This is a genomic window from Carboxylicivirga fragile (assembly GCF_050589805.1).
In the GTDB taxonomy this organism is placed as follows: Bacteria; Bacteroidota; Bacteroidia; order Bacteroidales; family Marinilabiliaceae; genus Carboxylicivirga; species Carboxylicivirga fragile.
Genome location: NZ_JBNGOY010000016.1, coordinates 37,790 through 52,870 on the forward strand (window position 1 = coordinate 37,790; position 15,081 = coordinate 52,870).

The 15,081-nt window shown below is 36.2% G+C and carries 13 protein-coding genes and 1 riboswitch; of the genes, 7 read left to right on the forward strand and 6 right to left on the reverse strand.

Annotated elements, in window-relative coordinates:
- Nucleotides 1-375: 375 nt before the first annotated feature.
- From ACRD7B_RS08930 to ACRD7B_RS08940, 3 genes are all read right to left on the reverse strand, one after another.
- Complete coding sequence (locus tag ACRD7B_RS08930; RefSeq protein ID WP_430824178.1) at nucleotides 376-2,805, reverse strand: glycoside hydrolase family 94 protein; 2,430 nt, start codon at nucleotides 2,803-2,805, stop codon at nucleotides 376-378.
- Nucleotides 2,806-2,894: 89 nt separating this feature from the next.
- Nucleotides 2,895-4,505, reverse strand: a complete 1,611-nt coding sequence (locus tag ACRD7B_RS08935; RefSeq protein WP_430824179.1) for an MFS transporter — start codon at nucleotides 4,503-4,505, stop codon at nucleotides 2,895-2,897.
- 4 nt (nucleotides 4,506-4,509) lie between these two features.
- A complete protein-coding gene (locus tag ACRD7B_RS08940; protein WP_430824180.1) occupies nucleotides 4,510-5,244 on the reverse strand; it encodes an NUDIX hydrolase in 735 nt (244 codons plus the stop codon).
- A 574-nt stretch (nucleotides 5,245-5,818) separates the two neighbouring features.
- On the opposite strand from ACRD7B_RS08940, the gene mdh reads away from it, so the two are divergent.
- Nucleotides 5,819-6,748, forward strand: coding sequence for a malate dehydrogenase (mdh, locus tag ACRD7B_RS08945; protein ID WP_430824181.1), 930 nt, complete (start codon nucleotides 5,819-5,821; stop codon nucleotides 6,746-6,748).
- Between the two features lie 210 nt (nucleotides 6,749-6,958).
- The gene (locus ACRD7B_RS08950) at nucleotides 6,959-7,609 is read left to right on the forward strand and encodes a hypothetical protein (RefSeq protein WP_430824182.1); all 651 of its coding nucleotides are present in this window, start codon (nucleotides 6,959-6,961) and stop codon (nucleotides 7,607-7,609) included.
- 59 nt (nucleotides 7,610-7,668) lie between these two features.
- Here ACRD7B_RS08950 and ACRD7B_RS08955 read toward each other — a convergent pair whose 3' ends face one another.
- Nucleotides 7,669-8,805 carry an AI-2E family transporter gene (locus tag ACRD7B_RS08955; RefSeq protein ID WP_430824183.1) on the reverse strand — a complete coding sequence of 379 codons (1,137 nt, stop codon included), beginning with the start codon at nucleotides 8,803-8,805 and terminating at the stop codon, nucleotides 7,669-7,671.
- Between the two features lie 333 nt (nucleotides 8,806-9,138).
- Between ACRD7B_RS08955 and ACRD7B_RS08960 the strand changes: the two genes are divergently transcribed.
- Together ACRD7B_RS08960 and ACRD7B_RS08965 are read left to right on the forward strand one after the other, a co-directional pair.
- Nucleotides 9,139-10,566, forward strand: a complete 1,428-nt coding sequence (locus tag ACRD7B_RS08960) for a hypothetical protein (RefSeq protein WP_430824184.1) — start codon at nucleotides 9,139-9,141, stop codon at nucleotides 10,564-10,566.
- Entirely contained in the window at nucleotides 10,563-11,573 is a 1,011-nt protein-coding gene (locus ACRD7B_RS08965; protein WP_430824185.1) for an endonuclease/exonuclease/phosphatase family protein, read from the forward strand. The genes ACRD7B_RS08960 and ACRD7B_RS08965 overlap by 4 nt, the downstream gene beginning before the upstream one ends.
- A gap of 143 nt (nucleotides 11,574-11,716) precedes the next feature.
- On the opposite strand, the gene ACRD7B_RS08970 is transcribed toward ACRD7B_RS08965, so the two are convergent.
- Entirely contained in the window at nucleotides 11,717-12,220 is a 504-nt protein-coding gene (locus tag ACRD7B_RS08970) for a TrmH family RNA methyltransferase (RefSeq protein WP_430824186.1), read from the reverse strand.
- Between the two features lie 4 nt (nucleotides 12,221-12,224).
- Nucleotides 12,225-13,739 (reverse strand): CCA tRNA nucleotidyltransferase, encoded by a 1,515-nt coding sequence (locus ACRD7B_RS08975; RefSeq protein WP_430824187.1) that lies wholly within the window; start codon nucleotides 13,737-13,739, stop codon nucleotides 12,225-12,227.
- A gap of 39 nt (nucleotides 13,740-13,778) precedes the next feature.
- On the opposite strand from ACRD7B_RS08975, the gene trxA (ACRD7B_RS08980) reads away from it, so the two are divergent.
- The 3 genes from trxA (ACRD7B_RS08980) (at nucleotide 13,779) to thiS (ending at nucleotide 15,066) form a co-directional block, all read left to right on the forward strand.
- A complete protein-coding gene (gene trxA / locus ACRD7B_RS08980; RefSeq protein WP_430824188.1) occupies nucleotides 13,779-14,138 on the forward strand; it encodes a thioredoxin in 360 nt (119 codons plus the stop codon).
- Between the two features lie 31 nt (nucleotides 14,139-14,169).
- The gene (trxA, locus tag ACRD7B_RS08985; protein WP_430824189.1) at nucleotides 14,170-14,649 is read left to right on the forward strand and encodes a thioredoxin; all 480 of its coding nucleotides are present in this window, start codon (nucleotides 14,170-14,172) and stop codon (nucleotides 14,647-14,649) included.
- A gap of 87 nt (nucleotides 14,650-14,736) precedes the next feature.
- A riboswitch (TPP riboswitch) is annotated at nucleotides 14,737-14,833 on the forward strand.
- 29 nt (nucleotides 14,834-14,862) lie between these two features.
- On the forward strand, nucleotides 14,863-15,066 hold the full coding sequence (gene thiS, locus ACRD7B_RS08990) for a sulfur carrier protein ThiS (protein ID WP_430824190.1): 204 nt from the start codon (nucleotides 14,863-14,865) through the stop codon (nucleotides 15,064-15,066).
- The last annotated feature ends 15 nt before the right edge of the window (nucleotides 15,067-15,081 follow it).

Below are 15,081 nucleotides of genomic sequence, written 5' to 3' on the forward strand. Positions count from 1 at the left end.
AATTAAAAAGTGGATACAAAAGAGCACATCTCATTTAATATACGCTAGTTTAAAGCATATTAAAGACATTTCTCTTCTTAAAAAAAGTAGATGCGATAAGTTGAAATGGTGGTAAAAATCTATTCAGAAAATAGATCAATGCTATAATTACAGAGGCGCATGACATTTGCAGCCTCATTATTATAAACTTTTTCATAACTTTGCAAAACTTTGATTATTTCAATTCCTTTAATTATTGGGGTTGATTCCTAAGAATCCGGTAATAGAGTCCAATTTATTTTCCGGATTCTTTCGTTTCCTTTCGATTATTTCATCTCATAGGCACATATATTTTTCTGGGTTTATTTCACTTATTTCTTTAATACAATTAAGCTATTACATCTCAACTATAACTTTATATTCTCCTTGCTCCATTAAAGGAATTAACTGGCCGTCAATCACTTTTCCGTCAACCATAATTTTCTTCACACCTTTCTGATTGCCATTCGGATTTTTAACTTCGATATTGTAAGTAGTACCTCTAAAAATGCGTTTAAAATTATACCCTTTCCAATCCGAAGGAATACAAGGATCGATTAACAAACCATCGTACTGAGGTTGAATACCTAATATATATTGAACCAAGGTGTAGAAATTCCACGAAGCCGTTCCTGTTAACCAACTATTCTTACCTTCTCCTGGCTTAAAGGCATCTTTACCTGCGATCATCTGACAGTATACATATGGCTCAACCTTGTGCAACTCACTAATATCTTCAAGATAAGCAGGACATATTTTACGGAAATATTCCCAGGCTTGATTTCCTCTACCTAAAATAGTTTCACCAATAATCACCCAAGGATTATTATGGCAGAAAATACCTGCATTCTCCTTATAACCTGCCGGGTAAGTTGATATCTCGCCATACTCAATGTAATATTTGGTAAAAGCGGGATTATTTAACACAATACCATAAGGTGAATCCAAGCGCTCTTTCACACTGTTTAATGCCTTTTCTACCATACCATCCTCGAGACCTACCTCAGCCATGGCACACCATCCTTGCGATTCAATAAAGATTTTTCCTTCTTCGTTTTCATCCGAACCTACTTTATTGCCATAGTAATCGTATGCTCGTAGATACCAATCTCCATCCCAACCATGTTGCTTAATGGCTTCAACCATTACATCAATATGAACCTGTGCGTTTGCTCCCTCTTCGCTTTTATCAATTCGCTGACAAAGTTTCACAAACTCTTTACCATACACCACAAACAAACCAGCTATCATCAATGATTCAGCGGTACGTCCTTTTTTATTTCCTGTTGTTTGGAAAGATTCATTTGGATCGGTTGAGAAACAATTAAGATTTAAGCAATCGTTCCAATCGGCACGACCAATAAGCGGCAAGTTATGTGGGCCTAAATTATTAACCACATGATAAAATGACACTTTCAAGTGATGAAACAATGATTGCGCTTTAGTTTCATCGTTATCAAACGGCACCTGTTCATCAAGAATAGAAAAATCACCTGTTTCTTTAATATATGTGGTGACCGATAGAATCAACCACAATGGATCATCGTTAAAATCTCCACCTAGGGCATGATTTCCTTTTTTCGTTAATGGTTGATATTGGTGATAACAACCTCCATCTTCAAATTGTGTAGCAGCAATGTCCAGAATTCGTTCTCTTGCTTTTTCAGGCACCTGATGCACAAATCCAATTAAATCCTGATTAGAATCGCGGAAGCCCATGCCACGCCCTATACCACTTTCGAAGAAGCTAGCACTGCGTGACATATTAAAAGTCACCATGCACTGATACTGATTCCAGATATTAACCATGCGATTTAATGGCTTCTCATCACTATCTAATTGCATGGTATTTAATAAGCCATTCCAATAACTTGAAAGCTCATCAAAAGCTTTTTGTACTTTTTCAGTAGTGTCAAACTGAGCAATCATGTTTTTTGCAATCGTCTTATTGATTACATTTTTCGACTCCCATTTCTCCTCCTTTTTATTTTCAACATAACCAAGGTTGAAAACATATTCAATTTCTTCACCTGGCTGCAATTCAATTTCAAAATAATGCGATGCTATAGGTGACCATCCGTGCGCCTCGCTATTGGTAGCTTTTCCTTCAAGCACTGCTTTGGGATTATTAAATCCATTGTGCATACCAATAAACGATTCTCTATCCGTATCGTAACCCTGAATTTCTTTATTAACTGAGAAGTAAGCATAGTGATCGCGACGCTCCTTATACTCTGTTTTGTGATAGATGGCTGATCCTTCTACTTCAACCTCTCCTGTTGAGAAGTTACGCTGAAAATTGGTCATATCATCTTCAGCATTCCACAAGCACCACTCAAGAAACGAAAATAGCTTTATCTTTTTGACAGCATCAGTATTATTCTTCAGTTTAAGCAAATGAACCTCTCCTAAATAATCGAGCGGTATAAAACAAAGCAAATCAGAACTTAAACCATTCTTTTCACTCACAAACCGGGTATAACCCAAACCGTGATGACACTCGTATTTATCCAACTTAGTTTGCGTAGGCTTGAAACCTGGATTCCAAACAGCATCACCTTCTTTAATATAATAATAACGACCACCATTATCCATTGGCACATTATTGTAACGATACCTGGTTAAGCGTCGAAACTTAGCATCTTTATAAAAACTATATCCTCCTCCTGTATTTGACACAAGCCCAAAAAAATCTTTATTGCCCAAATAATTAATCCACGGGAAAGGGGTTTCCGGCGTTGTAATCACATACTCCTTCGCTACATCATCAAAAAATCCAAACTTCATCTCTTCTCTTTTAATTCTACTACTATACTTTTTATTTTATCTCTCTTTGCTCATAAATCAGCCTCGTCAAAATCAACAATCAAATCACCCTATTCTTCCAAAGCTCTTCGCTCAAGCAACGTTTTTGTAATGTCATCCAGTTTTGATTGTGTAAGTGGATAAATAGTCATTAATATTGCAGCTAATAATGCTACTAATGCAGGTATCCAACTCATTAACATTTTGATTGCAGGTATTGCGCCCTGTATTGTACTTGAGTCCATACCATCATAATGGTAGGCGGCCATCACAGCACCTATTATTGCAGCAGCAAGTCCTCCACCAAATTTCGTCACAAATGAACCAGCTGAATATATAAGTCCGGTGGCTCTTCTTCCATTTTTATATTCTGAATAATCAGCAGCATCACCAAGCATTGCAAAAAATAGTGTTGGGAAAATAGCTGCACCAAATTCAGATATAATTCCGATGGTAAAAATGGCGCCAATATCCTGTGGACCACAAAACAAAAACAAGGCATTTACACCACCTGAAAATAAAAGGGCATATATAAAAAGCTTACGCTTACCGAATCTTTTACCTAACGGCGCTGTTGCCATTGCACCTAAAATAGAGGCAATCATCAAAGCAATAAGAAAAGAAGCTGCCAATAATTGATTATTAAGATAGGCCGTAAAGTAATACATAACCATACCTTGCTTAATGGAATTATAGATGGTCCATAATAGTCCAACAACTAAAAGAACAAGCCAGGGCTTATTGTTAATTAGATCCGATAAGTCACGTTTAAGGTTTGCCTTTTGAGTTTTAGGTGGCGACACCCTCTCTTTTGTAGAAACAAAAGTCAGAAACATGAATAAAGCTAAGAAAACAGACATCAAATAAATTGAATTACTATATCCTTTTTTCTGATTAATCAAACGTATTTTTTCAACTTCTAGATCCAATTCTCCTTCTACAATAAAACGATAGACCTGATCAGGATTCATTGAAAAACTAATATATGGAGCAGGCTCTTTTTTCTGCTCAACGCTAGGGTTTTGCCACACAAAAGTAGCAAGTCCATCCTTCGTTTTAATATTTGCATTTTCGACAAACTGAGATGATGAAACACTCACTTCGTATCGCGATTCATTTAACTTATCAATCTCAATGGTTGGATTAACATTTCCAAAATATGCAACCAAAAACAATAACGCGCCTTGGACGATCATCCCACCTGCAAAAGCACCAACCATTCTGAAAGATCCCAAACTAGTGCGCTCTTTATTATCGCCAGTCATAACAGCCATTAAGGCACCGTATGGAATATTGTTTGCTGTATAAATTAAAGTAAAAAGAATGTAGGTTGTATAAGCATAAATAATTTTACCTGTCATTCCAAGATTAGGGCTCGTAAACAACAAAGATAAAATTCCTGCTAATGGCAATGCTGTCCACAATATCCATGGTCTAAACTTCCCATATTTCGATTTAGTGCGATCACCTATTATTCCCATGGCAACATCACTAATTCCATCACTAAAGCGTGCAACTAATAACAATAAACCTGCCGCTGCCGCTGTTATACCAAACACATCAGTATAAAAGAACAATAAAAAGGTTGACACACCTCGCCAAGCTATATTAGCAGCACCATCACCTAGTCCATACCCTATCTTTTCCCAAATCGAGACTTTATTCTTGAGATCTACATTCATTCTTTTACACTATAAAGTTTAATAATTCTTTGCGCGTTCTTTCGTAAATATCACGACTAAACATATACAAGCGTGCTGGCTTATGGGAAACATCCTTTTGCTTTTCATCAAGTGGCACCATATACTTCATTCGTGCAACCTTCTTCCTGAAATTTCGCTTATCAAAAGTGGTGTCCAATATTATTTCATACACTTTCTGTAATTGAGAAAGCGTAAATTTCTCTGGTAACAACTCAAACGCAATTGGTTCATGAAGCAATTTACTTCTCATTGCTTTTAAAGCCTCTTGTAAAATAAGGTTATGATCAAACGCCAATTCAGCAACCTCAGCCACTGGCACCCACATCACATTTCGACCTTTCCATTCGAGTGTTACCTTTGGGGTTGCCAGCAATGCAAAAAAACCAACCGAGACAATTCGTTGTTCTGGATTGCGCTTATCACTAATTAACCATTGACGATCATTTTCTTTATTTAAACGATCAGGGTGTGCGAATGTCTTGAACTGCTCAAGATAAACGTCTTTTAAACCTGTTAAATCAAATAAAATGCGCTGAGCAGCTGCATCCATTGTCTCATCTTCATAAACATGATTACCTGTTAAAGTCATGTCAGAAAAAATTAACCCCTGCTCCATATTTTCTAACACACGATCAACCAAAAGCACATTCAGCTTATCGAAATCAAATCCGAACACAACGCAATCAACAGACAAATACTTTATTAGATCCTTATTCATTTAACACTGGCATTACAATCCATTACATAGTGTACATTTTACACTTAAAAATTCAGTGGCAATATATAACACATTTTTACATTTGACAAGATTTATTAAATCAAATGCTTACGCATATAAAAATTACTTAGTGTCTATATTACACCTTAGAGCCTATAGCAACTTAAATAGAGCTTTTTTTTATTAGCACTTCACTCAACCTTATTTATAACCAATCTACATAATATGATATTACTAATTTGGGATACTATGCAAATACAACACTCTCAAATTATAAAATCAATTCAAGGGATTCATACTTTTTAACTAATTAAAGCACACAAATGCTATTAATATTTCGGCAAACAACTGATATTGAACAATGCTACAATTTACTTGTTAAGAGAAGTGTTAACGGTAGATTTCTAAAAGAATGTTAAACATTACAGAAAAAAATCGTTAATGTAAATATTTCTATATATTTACGACATAATATAGAAGTTCTGCTTATGATTTGTCCACATATACAGTACATATACGACAAAACCATAAGCAAACATAAATTGTATTTAACATTAAATAATACGTTCAAATTATGAAAGTAACAGTTGTAGGAGCCGGAAATGTTGGAGCCACTTGTGCAGATGTATTGGCATACCGAGAGATTGCCAATGAGGTTGTTTTAGTTGATATAAAAGAAGGAGTTGCTGAAGGAAAAGCACTTGATATATGGCAAAAAGCCCCAATAAACCTATATGACACAAGAACTGTTGGCGTAACGAATGATTACACAAAAACAGCTGGTTCTGATGTTGTTGTAATTACATCTGGTCTTCCGCGCAAACCGGGAATGACTCGCGATGATTTAATTCAAACCAACGCTGGCATCGTTAAAATTGTTACAGAACAAGTTATTGAACATTCGCCTGAAGCTATTATTATTGTTGTTTCAAATCCATTGGATGTAATGACTTACCAGGCTCACTTATCTTCAAAATTGCCAAGAACAAAAGTTATGGGTATGGCAGGTATTCTGGACACAGCACGTTACCGCGCCTTTTTAGCCGAAGCTTTAAATGTATCTCCGAAAGATATTCAAGCAGTATTGATGGGCGGCCATGGTGATACAATGGTTCCACTTCCTAGATATACAACTGTTGGTGGTATACCAGTAACTGAATTAATTGACGAAGAAACATTAGATGCTATTATCGAACGTACTAAGTTTGGTGGAGGAGAATTAGTAAAACTAATGGGTACCTCAGCTTGGTATGCACCTGGTTCTGCAGCTGCTCAGATGGTTGAAGCTATTGTTCGTGATCAAAAACGTGTATTCCCGGTATGTATTAAACTTGACGGTGAGTACGGAATTGATGACTGCTACCTTGGAGTACCAGTAATACTAGGGAAAAACGGTATTGAAAAAGTGATCGAATTAGACTTGAACGAGGACGAAAAAGCCTTGTTACAAAGCAGTAGAACACATGTGAAAGAAGTTATGGCAGTTCTTGAGAACTTGAAATAAAAAACCTTTCACCATATACAATATAAACCCGTCTTAAAAGGACGGGTTTTTTTGTGTGCGATTTTGAACACGCTTTTGTTCTGATATCGGTCATTTTAAAATAAGCCTTCACCCACCAACCCACCTCAACCAACTACATATCTTACACTTACAAAGCATGGCACAAAGTATGATATACTCCTAGCAATAAAACAAATGGAGGATATAGTGATGAAAACACAAATTAACCACAGCCACAAGAACACAACAATTAATTACCTATTTTTTGGAATTACTGTTAGCATTTTTACTTTGAGCATTTACTTTTCATTTAATCAAAGTAGCCCGATCCTTAAATCTGCCGATGTTTCAGCATTAATGAATAAACAAACTTACCAACCAGTATTGGAGCATGTAACGGAATTAGCACCCATAGACCTTAAAGAACTTTTGGTGGAGAATGTAGAAGCCCCAATAACAATAGAAAGCTGGATGACAAAACCGCTTGATAATTCATACACTGCTACAAACATTGAATACTTTAACACACCTGTTGAAGAGCCGGCTTTAGAACTTCAAACATGGATGGTTTCGCTTAGCGAATGGTCGGTTATCGAAACCAATAGTACTTTCACCGAAGAAAGTATCCCACTTGAAAATTGGATGTTTAACACAAATGCCTGGCCAACGATGCAACTAGAGCAATTGCTTAGCACTGATTATGCCGAGGAGCACATTGCCATTGAGCCTTGGATGTTATCATTGGATTCTTGGAATATCATCGACGCAAATTTTGTTGAAGAGGACATTCCTTTGGAAAGTTGGATGGTTAACATTAACGAATGGGAAGTATTAAACGACCATACACTAGCAAAACAATAACTTAACTCATTACTATATACTCATAAAAGGTCGCTCAAGGCGACCTTTTTTAATATACATCATTTCGCCTCTTTCTTCTTTAAAGAATCATCTTCCGCCACACTTTCAACAACTACTTCTTGTTTCAAAGCAAATCGTTTATAATACGACATTATTAATGCTGTAAGTGGCAATGCCAATAACATACCTAAAAGTCCCATTAAGCTACCCCATATCGACAATGAAAGTAAAACAATAGCAGGGTTCATCCCATAAGCTTTCCCTAATATTCGCGGTGTTAATATGGTTTCCTGAATAAGCTGTACAATAGCAATCACAATAATCACCATTAAAGCGACATGCCAGAAACTTTGCTGTGTTTCCATTGCCTTAAGCAGTGCTAGTAGCAAGGCAGGAATGATTCCAACAATTTGCAGGTAAGGAATTATATTTAACGCCCCAATAAAAAGTCCCATAATTATCGCCATTGGCAAACCTATAATTTTAAAGCCGATTGCCAGTAATATTCCAACAATCAAAGCAATCAAACCTTGTGATCTGAAATACAAATCCATTGCTCCAGCCAAATCATCAACCACACCTACACTAACTTCCTGGTATTGTTTGGGTATTAACTGAAACCAAAACTCTCCCATCTTTTTAAAATCAAGAAGAATAAAGATGGTGTAAAGTACAATTACCAAAAGACCAATAAACCAAGCCAATATTTGCATGGAACCCGAAAACAAATTCCAGAAACCGGGCATAATCTTTTTAGTAGCCTGTGAAATATTATCCAAATTTAAATAAGATACCAAATCAGCTTCTCTGATCATCTCCCTTAAACTCTTATCCATTTCAAACGGCAGTACATTTTGTACATTAACCGATTGCAAGTATTGTTTTATTAGGCTTCCCATTTTATTCATTTCTTGAATAAAGGCTGGCACCAGATAAACTATTACCAGAGAAATAAGCGACATTACAATTGCAACTGCGAGAATTACCGAAACTCCCCTATACTTAACTCTTAATTTTGTTTGAATAAAATTCACAAACGGATCTAAGAGATAAGCAATAAAAAGAGCGATAACAAAGGGACCTAGCACATGTTTAAGATGGTTTACTGCATATAAAACACCAACTATCAATAGTGTTGCAATTACCATACGTACAACTCGGTCGAATGTATATGGACGATGTAAATTTGATTGCATAAATAAAGAATTGAGGCCAGCACAATAAACAATGTACTTTAAACCTAAATGCAAAATAAAAAAACCTTACGCACGTTTTATTATATTAATGAATCTTTTTTCATTTTAATACGTTACATCATTGTTAATAAATGTGAAAAAAAATGGAATAAATGTGAAAATATGTATTGCTTTTTCCTGCATATTTTATTATTTTGCAGATAGGATCAAAAAAGGTACTTTGTAGTCTGGTATCAAAAATTGTTTTCGACCAAGAGCATTATCTAAACCACGTGGCATTACCTATTGGCTAATAACTCATTAGCCAATACAAAATTTAAATACAAGCAAAACATGAAGAACGTTTTAAAGACCATACTAATAGCAATAAGCATCACATGCTTATGGTCTTGCGAACGCGAATTCACATATAGAGGCGGCGAAGAAGGATTGTATTTCTCGATGGACACAGTAATGTTCGATACAATTTTTACTTCCATTGGATCCACTACTCAAAACTTTAAAGTCTATAATCCATACGATGAAGATTTATTAATTAAATCTATTGAACTGGCAGGTGGAGAAAGTACAGGGTTTCGAATTAATGTCAATGGCTATTCGGAGAACGCCTTAACTGACGTACAGATAGGGGCTAGAGATAGTTTATTCATTTTTGTTGAAATTACCATTGATCCAATGGGAAGTAACAAGCCATTTGTTGTAAATGACTCTATCATTTTTCAAACAAGTAAACACTTACAGTCGGTTAAACTAGTTGCGTACGGGCAAGACGTAGTGCTGATGCGACAAGAATGGCTAAAAACTCAAACCTTAACAAAAGATAAACCTTATCTAATCTATGACTATGTTGTTGTAGATTCGGCTGAGACCGTATCGATTGATCCTGGCGCAAGGCTTTACTTTTATAAGGATGCTAGTTTACTTGTACTAGGTACGTTAGAGGTTAATGGCACAAAGGAGGAACCCGTTCTCTTTACCGGTCATCGCCAGGAAGAATGGTACGAGGATAAACCAGGACAATGGGGCTACATTCATCTTTTACCAGAATCAGGAAAAAGCACCTTTAATAATGCCATTATTAAAAATGGTATGATGGGAATACTTGCCGACTCTGTTGGTCTGGATGATAATCCTATTGAAATACACAATACACGCATTGAACACATAAGCTCCTTTGGTTTATTAGCACAAAGCGCATCGCTAAATGTAAGCAATTGTATATTTGGCGACAGTGGCAATAATTCATTGGCTCTAACAGTAGGCGGTTCATACGAATTTAACCATTGTACGTTTGCCAATTACTTTGATTGGACTTTCAGAACAAACCCAAGTATTTTTCTGAATAATTACTTTTTAGACGAAAATGACAACCAACAGATAGTACCACTCAAGAAAGCGAACTTCTACAATTGTATTATCTATGGTAAAAATCGTAATGAATTAGGTTTTGATCTTAAATTTGAAGATAGTGAAATTCCTGAAGCCGATGCGAAGTATTTGTTTGATCATTGCCTAATAAGATTAGTCGAAGACTTTGACACATCTGATGAAACCAAGTACAAAAACATAATCACCGATAAGGATCCTAGTTTCATTGATTACAATGAATACAACTACCAACTAGATACGCTTTCCGCAGCCAAAGACATAGGTAAAATCTCGGTAGGAGAAAGCTTTCCTTTCGACATTCTAAACATTAGTCGCCTCGAAGATGATGGCCCTGATTTGGGAGCCTATGAGCGCGTTGAAAAATCAAAATGATAATAAATAGAACTCGTTTTCTCTTTAATTTATTATTAATCCCCTTCTTACTAAGCTCACAAAACAAGCACGAAAAGGATTATTCCATTCTGTTCTATAATGTCGAAAACCTTTTCGATTGCGACAACGATAGTTTAACCAACGATGACGAATTTACCCCAACTGACTATAAACATTGGACACCTTATCGCTTCTATCAAAAAGTGAATGGTATAAGCAAAGTCATTCTAAGCGCAAATGCTTGGAATCCTCCTCAGATAATTGGCTTATGCGAAATAGAAAATACTTATGCACTCAAACAGCTCATCTACCACAGTGGCTTGAATAACCAATCCTATCGATACATACATTTTGATTCACCCGACAAAAGAGGCATTGACGTAGCTTTATTATACAGAAGTAAATATTTTGCACCAATAGAATCTTATCCGATCAATTGCTCTAACACAGAGTCTTCATATTATACACGTGACATTCTTTATTGCAAAGGGGTAATGTTGCAATCAGACACCTTGCATATTTTTGTCAACCATTGGCCTTCAAAAAGAGGCGGAGAATTAGCCTCGGAGAAGAAAAGAATAGTGGTTGCTGAGCGCATAGCAGAAAAGGTAGATTCCATCTATCACACAGACATAAAAGCTAAAATTATCGTAATGGGAGATTTCAACGCCACTATGAATGCTGAATCGCTTCACTCATTAATTACTCATCAAAACCTATGCTCTATTTTACAGGTAAAATCAATTTCGAATAAGCCAATTGCCGGATCGCATAAATACCAAGGAGAATGGTCGCTAATTGACCACATTCTTATTTCTGAAGGATTAGCGAATAGTCAATCTTTAAAATTTGAACACGAAATAATTCAATTCAACTATTTACTTGAAGAAGATAAGTCGTATAGTGGATTTAAACCGCGTAGAACTTATGCAGGGCCGCGTTACATCGGAGGAGTAAGCGATCATTTACCAGTTATTCTGAAAGTAAAAAAAAGGAAGGGGAACTAATGCCCCCCTATAACCCTTAAAAAACTAACCCTAAAAACAAGTTGGTAAACCGACCTGTTTAATCCTAAATATTTTGTTTTACTTACTTCAATTTGATGCGTCAAATATAAACAATTGTTTTTAGATGCATCAAATTTCGCTTATTAAATTAATTGCTGACGGTACCATTCAAATAAACAAACGGTTGCTGCATGCGAAACATTCATCGATTTGATAGCACCTGGCATTGGCACATAATAACTTGAAACACATTCAGCAAGCATCTCATCCGAAACACCATACTTCTCATTGCCAAGAACCAAAGCTAACTTACTAGGTATACAACAATTATAAATACTTTGAGCCCCTTCAACTGTTTCTAAAGCACATATCTGATAGTCATTAGGCAATTGCTCCTTGAATGAATTACTGTCAGTAAAAATAACCTCAACATGATTTAAAGCCGCTCCAGCTGTTTTTTTCACCTTAGTATCACGCAAATGTTCACCATTTAATACGATTACTTTTTTTGCACCAACATTGGCCGCTAAGCGAATAATACTACCTACGTTTTCTGGTGTCGAAAACGAATCGGCAATCAAAATAGGGCCTACATCAATAGTTTTATCTTTTTGCTTCTCAAAAAAGTATTTAGAATGGGTTTCCATAAATTTACTTTACAGGTTTTAATCCCATTTCAATTCCTGTTTTGAGCATTAGCTGATATGCCTCATCGTGATCATTGGCTATATCGCCCTCTAGAATAGCTTCTTTAATCACAGACTTTAAATCACCAATTTCCTTGCATGGCGAAAGACCAAAAGTCTCCATTATTTCCTCTCCACTCACGGGTGGTTGAAAATTACGAACATGATCCTTCTCTTCAATTTCCTTTAGCTTACGGCGAACCTGTTTAAAGTTACGCATGTATCGCTTCACCTTTTCAGGATTCTTAGATGTTATATCTGCCTCGCAAAGAGTCATTAATTTATCAATATCATCACCTGCTTCGAACAGTAAACGACGAACAGCCGAATCTGTCACAACATCTTCACTCAACACAATTGGACGCATATGAAGTCCCACCATCTTCTGAACAAATTTCATCTTCTCATTCAAAGGTAATTTGATGCGCTTAAATATTTTAGGCACCATCTTCACTCCTATGAAATTATGATTATGAAATGTCCATCCGGTATTTTTATCGTAACGCTTTGTAACTGGTTTTGCAATGTCGTGCAGAATAGCCGACCAGCGTAACCACAAATCATCGGTATTGGGTACAATTCGATCCAACACTTCTAAGGTGTGATAAAAATTATCCTTATGAGCACGACCTTTGACCTTATCAACACCTTTTAAAGCTTGCATCTCTGGAAAGATAATTCCTAACAAACCCGTTTCTTCCAGAAGCTTAAAGCCAATAGATGGTTGATCAGCCATCACAATTTTATTTAACTCATCCGAAATTCGCTCGGCGGAAATAATATCAATTCTATCCTTACTCTTTTTAATACCCTCAAAAGTTGCTTCATCAATTTGAAACTCCAATTGCGTTGCAAAGCGAATGGCACGCATCATCCTTAGCGGGTCATCCGAAAAAGTAATTAAAGGATCCTGAGGTGTACGAATTACTCCATCTTGCATATCCTTAATCCCATCAAAGGGGTCAAGCAAATCACCGTAGGTAGTTCTATTTAAAGATAAGGCCAAAGCATTAATTGAGAAATCGCGTCTATTCTGATCATCTTCAAGCGTTCCATCCTCTACTATTGGCTTTCGCGAGTGGCGTTGATACGACTCTTTACGCGCTCCAACAAACTCAACCTCTAAATCGCGATACTTTAACATGGCAGTACCAAAATTCTTAAAAACTGATAAACGTAATCCACCTAGTTTTTTAGCAACACGCTCTGCCAATTCAATACCACTGCCAATTACAACCACATCAATATCCTTCGATGGGCGGTTTAAAAAAATATCCCGAACGAAACCTCCTATCACAAATGATTGCAAGCTCATATCATCACTCACATCTCGAATAGCATGAAAAACAGGATGTTTCAAATACTTTTCAATATCTTCACTGCCATTTATTGTCATAATGCTGACAAAATTACAATTTTTTATGGCAATTTGGCCTTCAAATACCGATTTGAGTTTTGGCACAAATATTGATATTGACATATCGACATTATTAGATAATTAAATTTAAAACATTATATCATGTTAGAAAAATTAAATAACGATACATTTAAAGCTAAAGTTTTTAACTACACAGATAGTAAAGAGTGGAAATTTGAAGGTGACAAACCTTGTATAATCGATTTTTATGCGGACTGGTGTGGACCGTGTAAAGCTGTGGCTCCAGTGCTTGAAGAACTAGCAACTGAGTACGATGGTAAAATTGACATTTATAAAGTTGATACGGAAGTAGAGCGTGAATTAGCCGGAGCATTTGGTATCCAGAGTATTCCTTCGATACTATTTATTCCCAAAGATGGTCAACCACAAATGGCACAAGGCGCCTTACCAAAAGATACTTTTGAGAAAGCGTTTAAAGACGTATTAAAGGTTGAGAAATAAGCTATAATAAAGTCTAATCAAATTGTATATCATGAAGAAATTAAAATTCCCCTTAATAATTGGACTTGCTCTTATATCAGGCATTGCTTTGAGTTTTGCTAACACCAACAAAACAGACAATGCGATTGATTCAGACGAGAGCCAGGGCAGTGAAGTAATCTATCTGGATAAAACGACTTTTAAAGAAAAAGTATTTGATTACGAAGCAAGTCAAACATGGGATTATAAAGGTGAGGTACCAGCCATTCTTGATTTTTATGCTGATTGGTGTGGCCCATGCAAACAATTGTCTCCGGTTCTAAAACAGTTACAAAAAGAATACGGCGATAAAATTCAGATTTATAAAATCAACACTGATAAGGAAAAAGAACTAGCTGGCACATTTGGCATTCGCAGTTTGCCAACCATTGTATTTGTTCCACTGGATGGCGAACCACAAGCAGCCATGGGATTTCGACCAAAAAACGATATGGAAACAATGATCAAAGAAATTCTTAAAGTAGAAAAGTAAAACCTTACATATAATTACGATTTAAAAGCCGAAGAAAAATTTCTTCGGCTTTTTTGTTGCCCGCATCTAAATTCAATTACCTTTGAAGCCGAATTACAGGGGTGCCTTAAATAACAGGCTGAGATTACACCCATTGAACCTGATGCAGGTAATGCTGTCGCAGGGAAATGAATTCTTCTCCAATAAGGCTCCTCTATTTAATTTTCAGATCGAATGAAGATAAGTGTAAATGGACAGGAGCAAAACATGCCCCCTTCAAGTACAATTTTTGACGTACTAAATCAGATTAAACAAGCAGACACTGGTGGCATTGCCATTGCTATTAATGATATGGTTGTTCCAAAAAGCAAATGGAATAGTGCTCAAATATCTGATGGAGATAAAGTTTTAATAATTAAAGCCAGCCAAGGAGGTTAAATCAATCAACAAGCC

What these genes read in the sequence shown, in the direction of transcription:
- ACRD7B_RS08930 (WP_430824178.1), bottom strand. Translation starts at nt 2,805, where the DNA reads ATGAAGTTTGGATTTTTTGATGATGTAGCGAAGGAGTATGTGATTACA.
- ACRD7B_RS08935 (WP_430824179.1), bottom strand. Translation starts at nt 4,505, where the DNA reads ATGAATGTAGATCTCAAGAATAAAGTCTCGATTTGGGAAAAGATAGGG.
- ACRD7B_RS08940 (WP_430824180.1), bottom strand. Translation starts at nt 5,244, where the DNA reads ATGAATAAGGATCTAATAAAGTATTTGTCTGTTGATTGCGTTGTGTTC.
- mdh (WP_430824181.1), top strand. Translation starts at nt 5,819, where the DNA reads ATGAAAGTAACAGTTGTAGGAGCCGGAAATGTTGGAGCCACTTGTGCA.
- ACRD7B_RS08950 (WP_430824182.1), top strand. Translation starts at nt 6,959, where the DNA reads ATGAAAACACAAATTAACCACAGCCACAAGAACACAACAATTAATTAC.
- ACRD7B_RS08955 (WP_430824183.1), bottom strand. Translation starts at nt 8,805, where the DNA reads ATGCAATCAAATTTACATCGTCCATATACATTCGACCGAGTTGTACGT.
- ACRD7B_RS08960 (WP_430824184.1), top strand. Translation starts at nt 9,139, where the DNA reads ATGAAGAACGTTTTAAAGACCATACTAATAGCAATAAGCATCACATGC.
- ACRD7B_RS08965 (WP_430824185.1), top strand. Translation starts at nt 10,563, where the DNA reads ATGATAATAAATAGAACTCGTTTTCTCTTTAATTTATTATTAATCCCC.
- ACRD7B_RS08970 (WP_430824186.1), bottom strand. Translation starts at nt 12,220, where the DNA reads ATGGAAACCCATTCTAAATACTTTTTTGAGAAGCAAAAAGATAAAACT.
- ACRD7B_RS08975 (WP_430824187.1), bottom strand. Translation starts at nt 13,739, where the DNA reads ATGTCAATATCAATATTTGTGCCAAAACTCAAATCGGTATTTGAAGGC.
- trxA (WP_430824188.1), top strand. Translation starts at nt 13,779, where the DNA reads ATGTTAGAAAAATTAAATAACGATACATTTAAAGCTAAAGTTTTTAAC.
- trxA (WP_430824189.1), top strand. Translation starts at nt 14,170, where the DNA reads ATGAAGAAATTAAAATTCCCCTTAATAATTGGACTTGCTCTTATATCA.
- thiS (WP_430824190.1), top strand. Translation starts at nt 14,863, where the DNA reads ATGAAGATAAGTGTAAATGGACAGGAGCAAAACATGCCCCCTTCAAGT.